General features: G+C 54.3%; 16 protein-coding genes. 4 read left to right on the top strand and 12 right to left on the bottom strand.

Features of this window, described 5'->3' with window-relative positions:
• Positions 1-14: 14 nt before the first annotated feature.
• Together EDF82_RS15090 and EDF82_RS15095 are read right to left on the bottom strand one after the other, a co-directional pair.
• Positions 15-401 (bottom strand): YraN family protein, encoded by a 387-nt coding sequence (locus EDF82_RS15090; protein ID WP_123756349.1) that lies wholly within the window; start codon positions 399-401, stop codon positions 15-17.
• Positions 359-2422 carry a penicillin-binding protein activator gene (locus EDF82_RS15095; protein WP_123756350.1) on the bottom strand — a complete coding sequence of 688 codons (2064 nt, stop codon included), beginning with the start codon at positions 2420-2422 and terminating at the stop codon, positions 359-361. The genes EDF82_RS15090 and EDF82_RS15095 overlap by 43 nt, the downstream gene beginning before the upstream one ends.
• 63 nt (positions 2423-2485) lie before the next feature.
• Here EDF82_RS15095 and rsmI point away from each other — a divergent pair, with 63 nt between their 5' ends.
• Positions 2486-3349, top strand: coding sequence for a 16S rRNA (cytidine(1402)-2'-O)-methyltransferase (gene rsmI, locus EDF82_RS15100; protein ID WP_123756351.1), 864 nt, complete (start codon positions 2486-2488; stop codon positions 3347-3349).
• A 4-nt stretch (positions 3350-3353) separates the two neighbouring features.
• The gene (locus EDF82_RS15105; protein ID WP_123756352.1) at positions 3354-4355 is read left to right on the top strand and encodes a Fic family protein; all 1002 of its coding nucleotides are present in this window, start codon (positions 3354-3356) and stop codon (positions 4353-4355) included.
• Between the two features lie 28 nt (positions 4356-4383).
• On the opposite strand, the gene EDF82_RS15110 is transcribed toward EDF82_RS15105, so the two are convergent.
• From EDF82_RS15110 to EDF82_RS15155, 10 genes are all read right to left on the bottom strand, one after another.
• Positions 4384-5157 carry a DeoR/GlpR family DNA-binding transcription regulator gene (locus EDF82_RS15110; RefSeq protein WP_123756353.1) on the bottom strand — a complete coding sequence of 258 codons (774 nt, stop codon included), beginning with the start codon at positions 5155-5157 and terminating at the stop codon, positions 4384-4386.
• A 110-nt stretch (positions 5158-5267) separates the two neighbouring features.
• Positions 5268-6311, bottom strand: a complete 1044-nt coding sequence (gene gatD / locus EDF82_RS15115; protein WP_123756354.1) for a galactitol-1-phosphate 5-dehydrogenase — start codon at positions 6309-6311, stop codon at positions 5268-5270.
• A 48-nt stretch (positions 6312-6359) separates the two neighbouring features.
• Positions 6360-7733 carry a galactitol-specific PTS transporter subunit IIC gene (locus EDF82_RS15120; RefSeq protein ID WP_123756355.1) on the bottom strand — a complete coding sequence of 458 codons (1374 nt, stop codon included), beginning with the start codon at positions 7731-7733 and terminating at the stop codon, positions 6360-6362.
• A 5-nt stretch (positions 7734-7738) separates the two neighbouring features.
• The gene (gatB, locus tag EDF82_RS15125) at positions 7739-8023 is read right to left on the bottom strand and encodes a PTS galactitol transporter subunit IIB (protein ID WP_112213604.1); all 285 of its coding nucleotides are present in this window, start codon (positions 8021-8023) and stop codon (positions 7739-7741) included.
• A gap of 26 nt (positions 8024-8049) precedes the next feature.
• On the bottom strand, positions 8050-8517 hold the full coding sequence (gatA, locus tag EDF82_RS15130; RefSeq protein ID WP_123756356.1) for a PTS galactitol transporter subunit IIA: 468 nt from the start codon (positions 8515-8517) through the stop codon (positions 8050-8052).
• Between the two features lie 14 nt (positions 8518-8531).
• Complete coding sequence (gene gatZ, locus EDF82_RS15135; protein ID WP_123756357.1) at positions 8532-9803, bottom strand: tagatose-bisphosphate aldolase subunit GatZ; 1272 nt, start codon at positions 9801-9803, stop codon at positions 8532-8534.
• Positions 9804-9979: 176 nt separating this feature from the next.
• Positions 9980-10795, bottom strand: a complete 816-nt coding sequence (locus tag EDF82_RS15140) for an HPr family phosphocarrier protein (protein WP_123756358.1) — start codon at positions 10793-10795, stop codon at positions 9980-9982.
• 10 nt (positions 10796-10805) lie between these two features.
• Positions 10806-12218 (bottom strand): PTS fructose transporter subunit IIC, encoded by a 1413-nt coding sequence (locus EDF82_RS15145; RefSeq protein ID WP_123756359.1) that lies wholly within the window; start codon positions 12216-12218, stop codon positions 10806-10808.
• Between the two features lie 10 nt (positions 12219-12228).
• Positions 12229-13143: a 1-phosphofructokinase gene (gene pfkB / locus EDF82_RS15150; protein WP_123756360.1), complete on the bottom strand. Its 915-nt coding sequence runs from the start codon at positions 13141-13143 to the stop codon at positions 12229-12231.
• A 24-nt stretch (positions 13144-13167) separates the two neighbouring features.
• Entirely contained in the window at positions 13168-14022 is an 855-nt protein-coding gene (locus EDF82_RS15155; protein WP_123756361.1) for a tagatose bisphosphate family class II aldolase, read from the bottom strand.
• Between the two features lie 315 nt (positions 14023-14337).
• On the opposite strand from EDF82_RS15155, the gene EDF82_RS15160 reads away from it, so the two are divergent.
• Both EDF82_RS15160 and EDF82_RS15165 read left to right on the top strand, forming a co-directional pair.
• Positions 14338-15168 (top strand): DeoR/GlpR family DNA-binding transcription regulator, encoded by an 831-nt coding sequence (locus EDF82_RS15160; RefSeq protein ID WP_123756362.1) that lies wholly within the window; start codon positions 14338-14340, stop codon positions 15166-15168.
• Between the two features lie 10 nt (positions 15169-15178).
• Complete coding sequence (locus EDF82_RS15165) at positions 15179-16126, top strand: sugar kinase (RefSeq protein WP_123756363.1); 948 nt, start codon at positions 15179-15181, stop codon at positions 16124-16126.
• The last annotated feature ends 31 nt before the right edge of the window (positions 16127-16157 follow it).

The following is a 16157-nucleotide window of genomic DNA, read 5'->3' on the forward strand; positions in this document are numbered from 1 at the left end:
TTAATTCATTTACGCTATTCGCCAAAGGCGTTTTTTAGCCATTGGATGTCGTTTCCGGTGAAGGCTACCACATCGAAACGGCAATCCACAGTGTCAAAGCTCCCATTATGCCGGGAGAGCCACAGACGGGCGGCCTGCAGGAGCCTTTGTTGTTTTCTTTGCGTGATGCTGGCGGCAGCATCGCCGTAGCGGGCGTTACGACGATAGCGCACTTCCACAAACACGGTGGTCACACCATCGCGCATGATGAGGTCAATTTCGCCGCCTCGCTCACGGGCGTTGGCGGCGACAAACCGAAGTCCTTGATCTTCCAGCCATCGACGCGCCTGGTTTTCCCAGGCGTCGCCGGTCTGTTTGGTTAGTTGGCTGAGACGACCTGTCCGTGCTGGTACTTGAGCCATGACAATTTCCTGGTGATCACACAGTCAGGCGTGGCCGTCAGATCGCCGGTATTGCCATTCAGCTCGAAGCCCGGGGTCTGGCGCATCTGGGAGAAATGGTTAGCCAGCGACCAGGCATCCGCGCCCATCGCATACAGGCGAGCCAGCGAATAATCATTGTGTACGGCAGAGAGCGCCTGCTGCATCAGCGCCGGATTGCTACCGGCCAGCATTGGGATCTCGCTAAACTGCAGTCCTTCCATTTCCAGACGGAAATCAGGACCTGCGGTGCCCTGAGCGCTACGGGAGCTGGCGTACAGGGTGGCGCCGCTTTGGCTACCGTTGCGCACGGCGATCATCGGTTTGATGTAGCCAATCTGCTCTGGTGTGGCGAGGATCCAGGTTGCATCGACGCCGCCTGAGCTGCTAACCGGCACATCTTCCGCGCTGCCGAGGGTGCTGTCCTGCGCTGACGGCAACGTTGACACCGGCGTACCGGTCAATGAAATGCCGCTGTTCACGCTGGATTTGAGCTCGGAGGTGGAGCCGAAACGCTGCTGCAGGACGGTCCCGCCGCCCAGTTTTAGCCATTCGTTAGCGAAAGCGCTTACCACGCGATCGCCGAGAGCGCCGCGCGGCGCCAGCAGCAGCGGCGTCTGTTTACCTTGATCGTGGATATGACGCGCCGCATCGCGGGCTTCATCTTCCGGCGACAGCGCGAAGTAGCAGATATTGGCGCGGTTCTCGACTTTCTCCGGCTGGTTCAGCGCCAGCACGTTCAGTGAGGTATTGCTCTTGATAACATCCTCGACGTTATTTTTGAGCAGCGGCCCGACGACGATGGTCGCGCCATCCTGCTGCACCTGCGCCAACAGCTGGCTCATCGGCTGGGAGCTGGTGTCATAAATTTTCAGCTCTGCCGACGGGTTGGCCGGGGTTGCCGCCACGCCCTGAACCGCAGGCGTGGCGACCGCAGGTTGTTCGGTGGTCGCGGTGGCCGGCGCTGGTGTTGTCGTCGGCGGGGCCTGGTCAGCGGCCGGGGCCTGCACCGGCGCCTGGGCGGTACCGGTGGAGGTCAGGTCGTTCACTTCGGCCTGAGAAGGGCTGACGACGTCGTTGGTTGCGACATTTACCGCCTGGGCAACCTGCGCAGGAACGGCGCTGCCGGCAACGGCAGGCGCGCCATTTTTGGCGGCTTCGAAACCTTGCTGAATAGTACGACCAAATACGGCTGCCTGGCCGATTAAGGGCAGCAGCAGGGCAATCTTATTGACCGAGGCCGGTTGATAGTTTTGCATATTCACCAGCGCCGTCGGCAGCATTTTGGCGCCCGGATTCTGCGGATAGCGGGTCTGCCAGTCTTTTACCCCGGCTTTAAGCATGGTGGGATCGTTGCGGTTATCGAACCACATACGCTGCAGATCCAGCCACCCTTGCAGGACGTTTTCATTGGCGTTGATCACCAGGGCGTTGGCCTGATCCTGGTTCATGGTGGTGAGCGCTTTCCAGGTCGCGTCGATATTCTGCTGCTGCTGTTTCGGTTGAGTCAGCAGCGGCTGCTGGGCGATGAGCGCCCGCAGTAACGAAATAGACGGACGGCCCTGGCTGGCATCGATTTGTGCCTGCCAGTAGCGTGACTGCTGATGTTGCTCCAGGCTGGCCGGATCAAGCTTATCCAGCAGCGTCTGGGCGCCCTGGAAATCGTTCATCGCCAGCTTCACTTCCACGGCCAGCAGGGACTGTTCCCGGGCCTGTGCCGCATTGAGATTTGACGGCAGCTGGTTGAACAGGTCAACGGCCTGCTGCTTTTTCCCTTCCTGCAGCAGCGCATGAATGGCGAGTAATTGCCAGTTGGTCTTGCTATCATTCGAGCTTTGCTGCATTTGTTGCAGGTAATAACTGGAATCTGCCTGTGCTGTACCCTGTAAAAACGCCGTGCTTTGATCCGGGGTATGGGTGCCGCAGCCAGCAAAGATCAGAGCGGCCAGCAGTACGGGCAGACAACGCGCGGGTTTAGAACGAAGAAATGTTGACGGTACCATATGTATCCAGTGATATTTTTTTGGCTCAATGCTCAATATTAATTCGGCAATACGGACGAGACAATGAAACAACACGAATCAGCAGATAATTCTCAGGGACAGCTCTATATTGTGCCCACTCCGATAGGAAATCTGTCTGATATCACGCAACGTGCCCTGGAAGTGTTGCAAGCTGTTGATTTAATTGCGGCAGAAGACACCCGTCATACCGGTTTGTTGCTCCAGCATTTTGCGATTAACGCCCGTTTATTTGCGTTGCACGACCATAATGAGCAGCAAAAAGCTGAAACACTTCTGGCGAAATTGAAAGACGGGCAGAACATAGCGCTGGTTTCGGACGCCGGGACGCCGCTTATCAACGATCCAGGCTACCACCTGGTACGCACCTGTCGCGAGGCGAATATCCGCGTGGTCCCGCTGCCGGGGCCGTGTGCGGCGATCGCGGCGCTGAGCGCGGCGGGCTTGCCCTCGGATCGTTTTTGCTACGAAGGCTTCCTGCCCGCCAAATCAAAAGGCCGTCGCGATACGCTGAAGGCGCTGGAAGAAGAGCCGCGCACCATTATCTTTTATGAATCAACGCACCGCCTGCTGGAAAGCCTGGAAGATATCTGTACGGTGCTGGGCGAATCACGCTACGTGGTACTGGCGCGTGAGCTGACCAAAACCTGGGAGTCGATCCACGGCGCACCGATTGGCGAACTGCTGGCGTGGGTGAAAGAGGATGAGAACCGTCGTAAAGGCGAAATGGTGCTGATCGTCGAAGGGTTTAAAGCGCAGGAAGAAGCGCTGCCCGCCGATGCGCTGCGCACCCTGGCGCTATTGCAGGCGGAACTGCCGTTGAAGAAAGCCGCCGCCCTGGCCGCCGAAATTCACGGCGTGAAGAAAAACGCGCTGTATAAATATGCCCTGGAGCAGCAGGGGGAGTAACCGCATGAGCCGCTATCAGCCACCTTTTAGCATAACGCCTGCCATTCTCAATCGGGTTGTCGAGGTCGGAGAGCTACTAGGGCACTGGTCGGCTCAAACTGGTCGGGTTTCACCCCTTTTACGTAAAGAGAATCGCATTCGTACGATTCAGGCCTCGCTGGCAATAGAACACAATAGTCTCAGTACCGAGCAGGTTACCGCCCTGGTGGAGGGAAAGCGTGTCCTGGCACCGGCGAAAGATATTCAGGAAGTCAGGAATGGCATTCTGGCATATGAAAAAATGGCGGAATGGAAAGGTCATCGGCTAATGGATCTGCTTGCGGCTCATCGGATTTTGATGGCGGGGCTGGTGGATAATCCGGGTCAGTTGCGTAGCGGTGATGTGGGGATCTACAGGGATAACAAACTGATCCATATGGCTCCCCCTGCTTCACAAGTCAGACGCCTGATAGACGATTTGTTGCAGTGGATGCAAGTCACCGACCTCCATCCGCTTATTGCGGGAGCTGTTTTTCACTACGAATTTGAATTTATTCATCCATTTACTGATGGTAATGGCCGCATGGGGCGCTTGTGGCAAACATTGATTCTTAGTCAGTGGCGCGCGGAGCTTGCCTGGTTGCCGGTGGAAACGCTGATGCATTATCAGCAGGAGCGGTATTATCAGGTTTTAGGGATGTGCGACAAGCAGAGTGACAGCACGCAGTTTATTGAGTTTATGCTGGATAACATGGTCATCGCTCTGCAAGAGGGAATGGGGCACTCAGCTACGCTGTCGGAAGAAATGTCGGAAGAAATGTCGGAAGAAAAGGTGACGATGTTGACGGCCGTTGAAGAACGGATCCTTCAGCTTCTGACTGGCGAACCGACGCTCACCGCAAAGGTGATGGCTCTGGATATCAATGTTTCCGCCAGAACCGTTGAACGGTATCTGAAGACATTACAGCAGAAAGGGCGATTACAGCGTACGGGGGCGAAGAAAGGGGGAGCCTGGCAAATTCTCTAACCTGCTCACCCTGGCTGATGCCTTATTGCTATACGACGTGCAACTCAATCGCCGTGTGTTGCAATGCATGACGATACTCTTCAGTTATCCCGCTATCGGTAATCACACAGTGGATTTTCTCCATCGGCAGAACCTGGTTGAACCCGCGACGGTTAAATTTGCTGGCGTCCAGCACGGCAACCACTTTATGTGCGGCGGCGGCCATGACGCTGCTGATGGAGTAGCCTTCATTAAAGGTGGTGATGCCGTTGGTGGTGTCGATACCGTCGGCGCCGACAAACATCAGGTCGGCGCTGATGCCCTGGAGCGAACGCTCGGCGATGGTGCCATGCATGGAGTGCGTTTTGTGGCGCACGGTACCGCCGCAAACCACCAGGGTGATATCTTTATTTTCCGACAGAGTGAAGGCCGCGGGCAGACTGTTGGTGATCACCGTAATATTGGTCATGCGCACCAGCGCTTCGGCAATCAGCAGGGTTGTACTGCCGCTATCGAGGATAACCGTCATGCCCTCGCTAATCATCGCCGCGGCGGCCTGGGCAATCCGCTTCTTAGGATCGCTGGCCAGCAAATAACGATCTTCGAGTATGACCTCCAGGTTATCTCCCTCGGTCAAGTTACTGCCCGTTCTGGCGGCACCGCCGTGAAAACGGGTGAGTAACCCTTTTTCTTCCAGCAACCGTAGGTCGGCTCGAATCGTGACTTCGGAGATGCCAAAGAGATTCGAAAGGTCCAGCACCAATACGCTACCCTGCGCGTTGACCATTTCGACGATTTTGTTCCTTCGCTCAAATGAGTTCATATTAATTTGCCTGATAATTAACTGAACTTAGTGTAATCGAAGGGTAACGAAAGGTGAACGATAATTTTCGAAAGGTTATGTGAGCCAGCTCTGATTGCTGGCTCTGGCGGTCATGAGAGCTTAAGCAGAATTTTTCCCTGCATCGGTGCGCCATTGAGCGCCTGGACTTCGCGAGCAAAGCTGTCCGCATCGCCGATATGGGCAATCAGCGGGGCAAGCTGAATACGCTTTTCGGTCAGCAGGCGCGCCGCCGTTTGCCACTCTTCACCCGGCCAGGGTCCGGAGTAGTTCATCCAGCTGCCGATGATACTGAGCTCTTTACGCAGGATGTATCCGAAAGTTGCGGAAGGCAGAGTTAAGTCGTGGTGTAGCGTACCCACCAGCGCCAGCTGCGCGCGCGGTCCGGCAACCTCAATCCCCAGCGCGACCGTTTGTGGCGTTCCGGCGGTTTCAAGGACCAGCTGGTCGAACTGAATCTCTTCCAGTGCCGTCTGAATCTCTTTGCCGCTCATCTCCCTGCTGTTAAAGACACGGGTGGCACCGAGGGTTTTGGCCAGTTCCAGCTTCTGTGGGTTGATATCTATGGCGGTGATGCTTTTGGCTCCCAGTTCACGGGCGCACTGCATTGCCAGCAGGCCAATGGTGCCTGCGCCAATAATAATGACGTTTTTGCCTTCGCAGCCCTGCGCCAGGTGAAAGGCGTGAAGGCCCACGGTAATCGGCTCGATAAACGCGCCGTCGTCAATCGGCATCTGGTCCGGCAGACGGAACAGGTTGGCACGTTTAACGACCACATATTGCGCATTCCCACCTTCGCTGCGCGAGCCGACAAACTGGTACTGCTTGCACAACGAGAAATAGTTGCGTTGACACTGTGGGCAATCAAAGCAGGGGAGCAGTGGCACACAGGCCACAGCATCGCCCGGCTGCAGATCGGTTACCGCAGAACCGTATGATTCAACATAACCGCTGAACTCGTGGCCCAGCGTAATGGGATAGTAGTGTGCGGCGTTGGCAAAAATGCGCGGGATATCAGAACCGCACAATCCGGAGCTGACGACTTTTACCAGCACATCGTTTTCCGTCTGTAGCGTTGGGATTGGGCGTTCTTCAACGCGCACGATCCCCTCAGCATGGATGACCACTGATTGCATAACATTCTCCAGAAATGTCCGGGGGAGCGCGAATGCTCCCCCTTGAGATTAAGAAACGGTGGGGCTTTGTTGCGCTATGGTTGCTTTCTCCGCAGCCGCAAAGTTGCGCGCCCGACGCCACGTCAGCAATACGCCGGCAATATAAATGACGCCGATGACGGCAAAGCCGACCACGTTTTGCCAGGTGAAAAGCTGGATGAGCAGCCAGGTAATCGGCGAACCGCCCTGGTCCATGGAGGCCACCAGACCACCCGCTTTCAGAGCGCCAGCATTAGCCGCCAGTTGGGTATGCAGGCCGATGGTCTGTGTCGCAATCCAGAGCGTAATTCCCATCAGGATGATCCCGGAAATCAGCGTACGGAACAGGTTACCCTGATGCACTGCAACCGCCATGGCCACGAAGAAACCGATGGTGGCCAGGTCACCGAACGGCAGTACCTGGTTGCCCGGTACCACGACCGCAATAAGGATGCTCAGCGGAATGAAGATCAGGCTGGCGGAGACTACCGAGGTGTGACCAAGCAGCAGCGCCGGGTCGAGGCCAATCAGGAAATCCTGTCCACCGAATTTCGCCTGCAGACGTTTACGCGCCTGTTTGGCTATCGGGTTCAGACCATCCATGATCGGTTTGATCACCCGTGGCATCAGCAGCATCACGGCACCGGTTTTGACCGCCAGTTGCAGAATGCCTTTCAGGTCGTAGCCTGCCAGCGCGCCAATGACCAGACCCATCACGAAGCCTACGGTAACCGGTTCACCGAACGGACCGAAGCGTTTCTGGATGTCGTCAGCGCTGAAGTGAATGCGATTCAGGCCGGGGATTTTTTCGATAATCGTATCGACCAGCACCGCGATTGGCCCTAAATATGCCGAACTGCCGTGTGGAATGGCGATACCGTCGAGGCCGAAAAAGTCACGGGTATCTTTCGCAAACCAGTCGCCGAGTTTGTAAACGAAAGCCGCGTGTACCACGACGCCGAGAATACCAATCCAGTAAGAACCGGTGGCGATATGCAGCATCGCGCCGGTAAAGGTCATATGCCAGATATTCCAGATATCGACGTTCACGACGCGGGTCATTCGGGTGACCAGCATGATGATATTGACCGCGATAGCGATAGGTATCGCCACCAGCGCGATTTGCGATGCCCAGGTCATCGGGGACGACCCTGGCCAGCCAATATCAATCACGTGCAGGTTAATCTGGAAATGTTCAGCCATTGCTTTCGCGGCGGGGCCGATAGAGTCGAGCATCAGACCGATGACCAGGCCGATACCGACGAAGCCAATCCCGATGTGCAGACCTGATTTAAAGCAATCCCCGAGCTTCATCCCCAGCAGTTTGGAGAAGATAATGATCACGATCGGCAGCATGACCGTCGGACCAAGATCGAGGATATAGCGCATGATTTCGCTAAACATGGACGTTACTCCGCAAGGATGTTCAGGATTTTTTGCTGCAGCTCTTCAATACCTACCCCGGAAATGAAAGGCATGCCGTGCACTACCGGAATGTCGCCAAAGGTTCTGTCGACCCGGGCGGTGGTACAGATGAGGTGGGCGCCGTCCATATAGGTTTCGATTTCATTCACGCGACACTGCACCAGGTCCAGCTCGATGTTGTGGTCTGCGCACAGGTCTTTGATCTCTTCTGCGGCCATGGTGGAGGTGGCAACGGCGCCACCACAGGCTACGATGACTTTACGTTTCATAGGGTACCCCTTTTATTATCAGTATTTTATAAAGCCTGAACGCTGGGTTCTGACTCAAGGATCGCGTGCTGAAACAGCGCTGGCAGCTGTGCTTCCGGGGCCGCCAGTAATGCTTCAAGCGTGGTCGGGTTTTGTAGCTCACTAAATAACCGGCGCAGCAGTTGGAGCTGTGCGGTCGGATTTTCAACAATCAGCGCGATAATCAGCGAAACGTCGATGTCACCGTCGTCATCTGCACGCTGGAAGGGAACCGGGCTATCCGGTCGAATCAAATAGATCGCCGGAGACCTGGCGTGCACCGCCTCGCAGTGAGGAATCGCCACCGCATGCTGCTCCAGCGCGATGCCGGTGGGGAAGGTTGCTTCTCGTTCGAGCAGCGCCAGCGGGTAGCTATCGTGCACCACGCCGCGTGCCAGCATCTCTTCGCCAATGTGCTCCAGCGCCTGCTGGCTGGAACTAAAATGAATGCCGGTACGCACAAATAATTGACTCATAAATCCTCTTTGCTTCAGGCGATTTCAGATGAACAGCCGTAACGGTAAGCACGCAGCACATCCTGAATCTTGTCGAGGATGAGATCGTGCGGCGCGGCGGCGAGTTGGTTTAACGACAGTCGTTCAAACTGCACCGGCATATACTGGCTGATAAGGCCCAGCGGCAGTTTAGTCTCGGTCAGGTTTGCAATTAATTTCTCAACACTTTGACGGATTCGCGGATGCGGCCAGTAGTAGCGAATGCGATCGGACAGGCTGAAGTGGATATCCACCATGGCCTGGCTCCAGGTCGGGCGGTAGTACTTCTTCCAGTAACCCGGTTCGTTAAGCATCACTTCGTCAATCACTTCCATTACCCGGCTGCGGGACTCCGGAGCGACCAGTTCATTCTCCATTTGGGCGAGGGCGAAAATGGCTTCGCGTAAGGCGAAGGTCAACGCCGGTCCGACTTTCAGGATGGCGTAGTGATCGCGGACCAGCGCACGATAGGCCTGACGTGATTGATAGTCCGTGGAGTGCGCTTCGTAGACCATTGGCGTGCGTTCAATCCACGCGGACAGGTCTTTGGCGGCTTCCGGCTGATAATGGATGATTTGCGTATGATCAAACTCGACGCCAGGCTGCACCACGATTGCAATAACCCGCTCCAGAGCCGCTTCCAGGCCCAGCTTACGGAATGCTCCTTCGTGAGTTTCCAGCGTGGCTGCCGCATCCTGTGCGCGGGTTACGTGGACGCTGCCAATTGTGCTGGCTTCACCGCCCGGTACCGGGACTTCGGTGCCGATTACGTAGGTCAGATGGCGTTTCAGTTCGTCACTTGCCGTCTCTTCTGCGGCCTGGCACAGACGGGCCGCACGTTCGGCGACGACGGCGGGGTCCAGCGGCACCGGGTCATCGGCACAGGACATCGAGGCATCAAGATGGATTTTGCTGAAGCCGGCGGCGACATAGGCTTTTATCAGATCGACCGATTTCTCCATCGCATCGGCAGCAGGCTCGCCTTGCCAGCAGTTTGGACCAAGGTGATCGCCGCCGAGAATGATACGCTCTGACGGAAAGCCGACATGTTGGGCGATGTTATTCACGAAATCACGAAAGTCTGCAGGCTGCATACCGGTGTAGCCGCCAAACTGGTTAACCTGGTTAGATGTCGCTTCGATCAGGACCTTGTTGTTGGTATGCAGATCGAAACGTAACGCCGCTTCAATAACCAGCGGATGTGCGGAACAAACTGAACAGATGCCGATGTGTTCGCCTGCTTTGTGGCGGGAAATAATTTCTTTCATTTTAATCCTCCGTTTCCTTTCGAATATATTCGTTATGTTTTGTTTGTGTCGCAAACTCCTTTGTTTTGATTTGTGATCTAACCCGAAAAAAAGAAAGATAAAACGTAATGTTGCGAAAGTTACGGATAAAAAAACGCTCTGGCGACGACGGCAGAGCGTTGTTAATTGATTGAAATTCAACTGAATATTCGTGAAAGCCAGCTTCGTTTGGGCTTTTCAACTGGCTGAACGGTTTGCCGGGGTTGAGCGGCGATTTCACCCAATCCGGCATTAAAGGCATCACTAATGGCATCCAGCGCCTGGTGGGCATCTTCTCCGCTGGCCATAAAGTGCAGACGGTGCCCCTGTTTTGCGCCGAGAGAGACTACCCGCATCAGGTTTTTGGCATCGACAATGGCGGAACGTGTGTCGAGATTCTCCACCCGAATTTGTGATTGCCACTGTTTCACCGCTTTTACCAACACGGCACTTGGCCGGGCGTGCAGCCCGTGGGGATTGCGCAGGGTAAACGTCGCCTCTTCGTCAAACTCGGGGGGCGGCACGATTTCCTCCCCTTCGGCGGGAAAAATATGACCCGCCAGAATGTCCAGCACCGCCTGTGGGCTCTCGGCGCGCGATAGCGCGCCAGGTACCCGATCGTCACTCAGGGAGTGCGTGAGCTGGCGCAGAATATCGAGGTGTTCATTATCCTGGGCGGCGATGCCGACAATCAGATAGGCCGTCTGCTCCTCTCCCCAGTCCACCCCCTGCGGGCAGGCCAGCACCTTCACGCCGGTTTTCGATACCGCATCGCGGCTCTGCGGCGTACCGTGGGGAATGGCAATACCGTTACCGAGATAGGTGCTGATTTGCCCTTCGCGATCGCGCATACCGTTCAGATAGGCGGGGGTGGTATGCCCGGCTTCGGTTAAACGCCTGACGACGTGCTGCAGCGCCTCATCTTTCGTTTTGACCTCATGGTCGAAATAGATATCTGCGGAAGTCAGTTGCATAACATGTTCCTTATTTAATGGCTCCGGCAAGGGCCGTCGCTTCCTGGGTCCGTTTTTGCCATAGTCTCCAGCAACCCAGCATGACTGCCCCGCAGGCGGAACCCGCGAGAATACACAACACCCACATCAGCGGCTTGCTCACCAGCGGCAGGATCAGGAATCCACCGTGCGGCGCAGGAACCTGAATATGCAGGCTATAGCTCAGCACTGCTGAAATGGATGAAGCAATCATCATCATAGGAATGACGCGTAAAGGGTCTTTGGCTGCGAAGGGAATGGCGCCTTCAGTGATATGGGTACAACCGAGGATGTAGTTGACCATCCCGGCGGCGCGCTCTTCTTCACTGAATCCTTTCGGGAAAAAGGTGGTGGCAAGGGCAATCACCAGCGGTGGCGTGATACAAGCAGCGGAAACGCCGGCCATGAAGAAGTAGTTACCCTGGCCAAGCAGCAGGGTGCCGGTGACATAGGCGGCTTTATTCACCGGGCCACCGAAGTCAAAGGAGCACATCGCGCCGACCACGATACCCAACAGAATTGGGTTCGCTTCCTGCAATGAGCTCAACCAGTTCATCATGGCATTGTTGATGGCGGCGACCGGTTGTCCCAGCAGTACCATCATCACGCCAATCACCAGCACGCCAACGAGCGGCATAATGAAGATAGACTTCAGGCCCTCATACTGACGCGGCAGACCGTTGAGCATATTGCGGATGAGCAACATAAAGTAACCGGCGGCGAAGCCGGCGATAATCCCGCCGAGAAAGCCAGCTCCAGTCGCGTTGGCCAGCAGTCCGCCAACGAAGCCGGCCACCATCCCGGGGCGCCCGGAGATAGACCAGGCAATATAGGCGGTGAATATCGGTACCATGATGGAGAAGGCCTGCTGACCTACTTTCATCAAGGTAGCGGCGATAACATTGTATTGTGGTGAATTGGGGTCGGCGGAGTAGATGCCCCATAAGAAGGAGATGGCAATCAAAATCCCTCCGGCGACGACAAACGGCAGCATGTTAGACACGCCGCTCATCAGGTGCTTATAGACCTGGCGACCGAAAGATTCTTGCTCGTATTTCTCCGTCGACTCCTGAGAAGACGATATACCCTGACGAAGCGTCGCCTGACCGTTGATCACTTTATTAATTAAATCGGCCGGATGATGAATGGCCTCTTTTACCGGAACTTCAATTACCGGAAGACCATTAAAACGCTCAACATTAACATCTTTATCTGCGGCGATAATCACGCCGTAAATATTTTTGAGATCTTCTGGGGTAATGGCGTTTTCAACGCCAGAAGCCCCATTGGTTTCAACTTTAATATCGATATTTAATTTCTTTGCTGCGGTTTTTAAGGCTTCTTCAGCCATAAACGTATGGGCAATACCTGTAGGGCAGCCGGTAACTGCTATAATTTTTTTCATAATCGGACCTTTATAATTGGACGACCTGAATTTGCTGTAATAATTCTTCTGTGCGTTGTAACGTTCCTAATCCAGCGGATGCAGCAACATCAGCCCCGGTCGCACTGGCTAATGCCAGCGCATGAGCGACATCTTCTTTGTTAAGCCAGCGACTGAGAAAAGCGCCCAGCGCGGCATCACCGGCACAGGCCGAGCTCACCAGCTCAATTTTTGGTGCGGAGCAGAACCATACCCCTTTACCGTTAGAGAAATAGAGCCCTTCAGCCCCCATGGTCAGCAGCACGTTGCGGGCGCCCAACTGGTGAAGCGTATACATCGCCGCCTCTGCCTGTTGATGGTTGCTGACCTCCAGGTCAAAGATTTCCCTCAGTTCATCATTGTTGGGTTTGATCAGTAACGGCTGTAATTCCAGGAGCTGGCGCAGGATCGGATGGCTGATATCGAGAATAACTTCACACCCTTTCTGCTGGCATAGTTCGATTATTTCACCATAAAACCGGCTTTCCATTCCTGGCGGTAAACTGCCACTGATCACTAAATAATCTCCAGGCGCGACGCATTGCAGGTGATAAATAATCTGCTGCTTGCAGTCATCATCAATTTTTGCACCGGGGTTAACAAGCTTGTATTCTTCCGCTCCATCATTAATAAATATATTAATTCGGGTAGGTTCTGAGACCCATGCCGGCGTCACTTTAATTTTCTTCTGACGTAGCTCTTCAACAATATAGCGACCCGTAAAACCACCGAAAATTCCCATAACATGGGTGGGTTGCTGATAATGATTTAATATCAGAGAGACGTTGACCCCTTTGCCATTTGGGCAATATTCCGTGCGCTGGGTTCGATTAACCACAGAAGGCCGCAACGGATCGCAAAAGATATTCATATCGATCGCTGTATTGAGAGTCAGGGTATGGATCACGACATTGCTCCTTTGATCCGAAAGTTACAGTTGGCCTTCGCAGCCGCAAACGTGAATGACTTTACGCACAACATCTTTCATCGCCGCTTTAGCCGGCTTCATGTAATGGCGGGGATCGTTGGCGCCTGGGTTTTCCGCGAAGTACTGTTTCAACGCATCAGAAAAGGCGATTTTCAGTTCTGTGGCGACATTGACTTTACAGACGCCCAGCGAGATTGCCCGGCGGATATCGCTATCCGGAAGGCCTGATGCGCCATGTAATACCAGCGGCACGTCAACACAATCGCGTATGGCGGCAAGGCGCTCAAAATCGAGTTTCGGTTCCGCAGCGTACAGACCGTGTGCCGTACCGATAGCCACTGCCAGCGAGTCGATGCCGGTACGCGCTACAAATTCGCGAGCCTGCTCCGGGTTGGTATACAGCGCATCTTTGGCATCAACAACCAGATCGTCTTCCACGCCACCCAGACGGCCGAGTTCGGCTTCTACACTGGCATCATAGCGGTGGCTCAGTTCGACCACGCTCTTGACCAACGCCACGTTTTCTTCAAAAGGAGAGTGTGAACCATCGATCATGACGGAGCGGATCCCGGCCTGCACTTTACGAGTGATATCGCCGAGATCTTCATGGTGATCGAGATGCACCGCCAGCGGTAGATCCCAGAGTTTTGCCAGATCGCGAGCGATCGCCACGACATTACCAGTTCCCGCATAGCTGTAGGTACCAGGGGTACCGGCAAGGATCAGAGGGGAACGTAGTTCCGCAGCCGTTTCAACCACAACCTGCATCGTCTCGAGGTTGTGAATGTTAAAGGCTGGCACGGCGTAGCCGAGGCGTTGGGCTTTCGACAGCATATTTTTCGTGGAGATGATGTACATTTATACCTCTATTTTCATATTGTAAGTTAATGTATTTATTTAACCTTCGTTTTGAAAGTAATGTAGCGATCGTCTCGGCGAATTGTTGTGATCAACTGCACACAACAATCATATTTGTTTAAAAATGAAAGTTATAAGCTCTTGTTTGTTTTCTTTTTTAAAAGTATCTTAAACGGGCTGGTTGTTTTTAATTTGTTGAATTTAATGGTTTTAATTTTCAATGTAGTGCCTTATGGCAGCGTGGCGTTTGACAATGTGATGGGGAAATTTAAAAATGAAAGTTATTCCTGGAGATCATTAAGAAGGCGCAACACTGTGGCAAAACCGTCAACCAGCCTGCTGAAAAGGCGTTTAGACATCGCGGAGATCGTGCGCAAAAACGGAGAGATTAAGGTCGATGATCTGGCTGAAATGCTGGCTGTCTCCGGGGTGACGATTCGTAACGATCTGAATTACCTCGAACAGCAGGGTTACCTGAAACGTTCTTTTGGCGGCGCAATATATACGTCTCAGGCAGGAGCTCCGGTCGCCCGGACTCCGGAAACCTCAGTGATAACCGATAAGGCGCTGGAAACTGAAATGGCTCGCCAGATTGCCGCGCAAATCGAAGATAGCGAGACGCTGTTTCTGGGGCAGGGATCTATCTTACGCAAAGTGATCCCCTTCCTTGCAGGTTATGACGAACTCTGCCTGCTATTAAACGATCTGGCGCATGTGCCACTGGCACAGGAGTTTCTGAATGGTGAAACCGTGCTGCTTGGCGGCGTGCTGGGGAATACCGGCAAAATAGTTGAAGGCGAGCTGGCGTTGAGTGCGCTGGGCCATTATCGCCCTTCACGCGCGTTGATTGCCGTCGACCATATTGCCGACGATGGCACCTTAAGCGTCAGACAAGAGGCCAGCGCCCGTCTGCTGAGTGAAGCGGTGACTCAAAGTGAGCGGGTTATTGCGGTGGTGGCGAACCGTCCGGTTTATGGTGACAAGCGTTACGCGATTGGTGAATTACGGCAGATGAGCGGCATCGTGACGCCACAGGTGGTGGCGGCGGAATATCATTCCCGTCTTCTCGCGGCCGGACTGACTAACAGCTATACCAATAATGAGTGCCTGACATGGCTCAACCCTGCTTTGCAAAAGGCAAAGTGAAGGAGTGGTGATGAACGTGACCATTTGCACCATCGGCGAACTGCTGGTGGAGTTTCTGGCGAAAGAAGAGAACCAGGGGTTTTCTCGCCCGGGAGAGTTTTGGGGGCCATATCCCAGCGGTGCGCCGGCAATTTTTGCCGACCAGGTAGCCAGGCTGGGTTTTGGTTCAGTTCTTTTTAGCTGCGTGGGTAATGATGCATTTGGTGAAATGAATATCGCGCGGCTGGATGCTGATGGCGTTAACGTCAACGGTATCGCCATACTGCAAAAAGCAACGACCGGCAGCGCTTTTGTCAGCTATCGGAGCCAGGCGCAGCGCGATTTTATTTTTAATCTGCCGAACAGCGCCTGTGGCTTGTTAACCGCCGACCATATTGATGACCACCTGCTTAACCAGTGCAACCATTTTCATATTATGGGTTCATCACTGTTTTCGTTTCGCATGATCGATGCGATGCGCAAAGCGATAGAAAATATCAAAGCGCGCAACGGGACGGTGTCGTTCGATCCGAATATCCGTAAAGAGATGCTCAACATTCCTGAAATGTCGCAAGCCTTTGAATATATTCTTGATTACACAGATATCTTTCTGCCAAGCGACGGCGAACTGGATTACTTTGGTCTCAATCCAGGACGGGATGAACAGGTGCTGGTGGATAAACTGCAAAAGCGCGGCGTAAAGCATGTGGTGATTAAACGCGGCCCGCGTGGCGCGAGCTATTTCAGCGCTGAGGAAACGCATCATGTTGCCGGATTTAATGTTCCGGTAGTGGATCCAACGGGAGCGGGCGACTGCTTTGGAGCGACTTTCGTCAGCCTGTTCCTGTCAGGTGCATCGCCGCAGGAGGCGCTGAGGTGGGCCAACGCCAGCGGTTCTCTGGCGATAGCCCAACGCGGGCCAATGGAAGGGACTTCAACAAAGATGCAGATAGAGGCCTTTCTCAACGACCATCAATAAGATGGGGGATCCCGCTCGACATGCTTCGAGC

The sequence above is a fragment of the Klebsiella sp. BIGb0399 genome, from assembly GCF_003752615.1.
Classification (GTDB): Bacteria; Pseudomonadota; Gammaproteobacteria; order Enterobacterales; family Enterobacteriaceae; genus Klebsiella; species Klebsiella lignicola.

What these genes read in the sequence shown, in the direction of transcription:
- gatZ (WP_123756357.1), bottom strand. Translation starts at nt 9,803, where the DNA reads ATGAAAGAAATTATTTCCCGCCACAAAGCAGGCGAACACATCGGCATC.
- gatD (WP_123756354.1), bottom strand. Translation starts at nt 6,311, where the DNA reads ATGCAATCAGTGGTCATCCATGCTGAGGGGATCGTGCGCGTTGAAGAA.
- EDF82_RS15155 (WP_123756361.1), bottom strand. Translation starts at nt 14,022, where the DNA reads ATGTACATCATCTCCACGAAAAATATGCTGTCGAAAGCCCAACGCCTC.
- EDF82_RS15120 (WP_123756355.1), bottom strand. Translation starts at nt 7,733, where the DNA reads ATGTTTAGCGAAATCATGCGCTATATCCTCGATCTTGGTCCGACGGTC.
- rsmI (WP_123756351.1), top strand. Translation starts at nt 2,486, where the DNA reads ATGAAACAACACGAATCAGCAGATAATTCTCAGGGACAGCTCTATATT.
- EDF82_RS15105 (WP_123756352.1), top strand. Translation starts at nt 3,354, where the DNA reads ATGAGCCGCTATCAGCCACCTTTTAGCATAACGCCTGCCATTCTCAAT.
- EDF82_RS15110 (WP_123756353.1), bottom strand. Translation starts at nt 5,157, where the DNA reads ATGAACTCATTTGAGCGAAGGAACAAAATCGTCGAAATGGTCAACGCG.
- gatA (WP_123756356.1), bottom strand. Translation starts at nt 8,517, where the DNA reads ATGAGTCAATTATTTGTGCGTACCGGCATTCATTTTAGTTCCAGCCAG.
- EDF82_RS15090 (WP_123756349.1), bottom strand. Translation starts at nt 401, where the DNA reads ATGGCTCAAGTACCAGCACGGACAGGTCGTCTCAGCCAACTAACCAAA.
- EDF82_RS15095 (WP_123756350.1), bottom strand. Translation starts at nt 2,422, where the DNA reads ATGGTACCGTCAACATTTCTTCGTTCTAAACCCGCGCGTTGTCTGCCC.
- EDF82_RS15165 (WP_123756363.1), top strand. Translation starts at nt 15,179, where the DNA reads ATGAACGTGACCATTTGCACCATCGGCGAACTGCTGGTGGAGTTTCTG.
- EDF82_RS15140 (WP_123756358.1), bottom strand. Translation starts at nt 10,795, where the DNA reads ATGCAACTGACTTCCGCAGATATCTATTTCGACCATGAGGTCAAAACG.
- gatB (WP_112213604.1), bottom strand. Translation starts at nt 8,023, where the DNA reads ATGAAACGTAAAGTCATCGTAGCCTGTGGTGGCGCCGTTGCCACCTCC.
- EDF82_RS15145 (WP_123756359.1), bottom strand. Translation starts at nt 12,218, where the DNA reads ATGAAAAAAATTATAGCAGTTACCGGCTGCCCTACAGGTATTGCCCAT.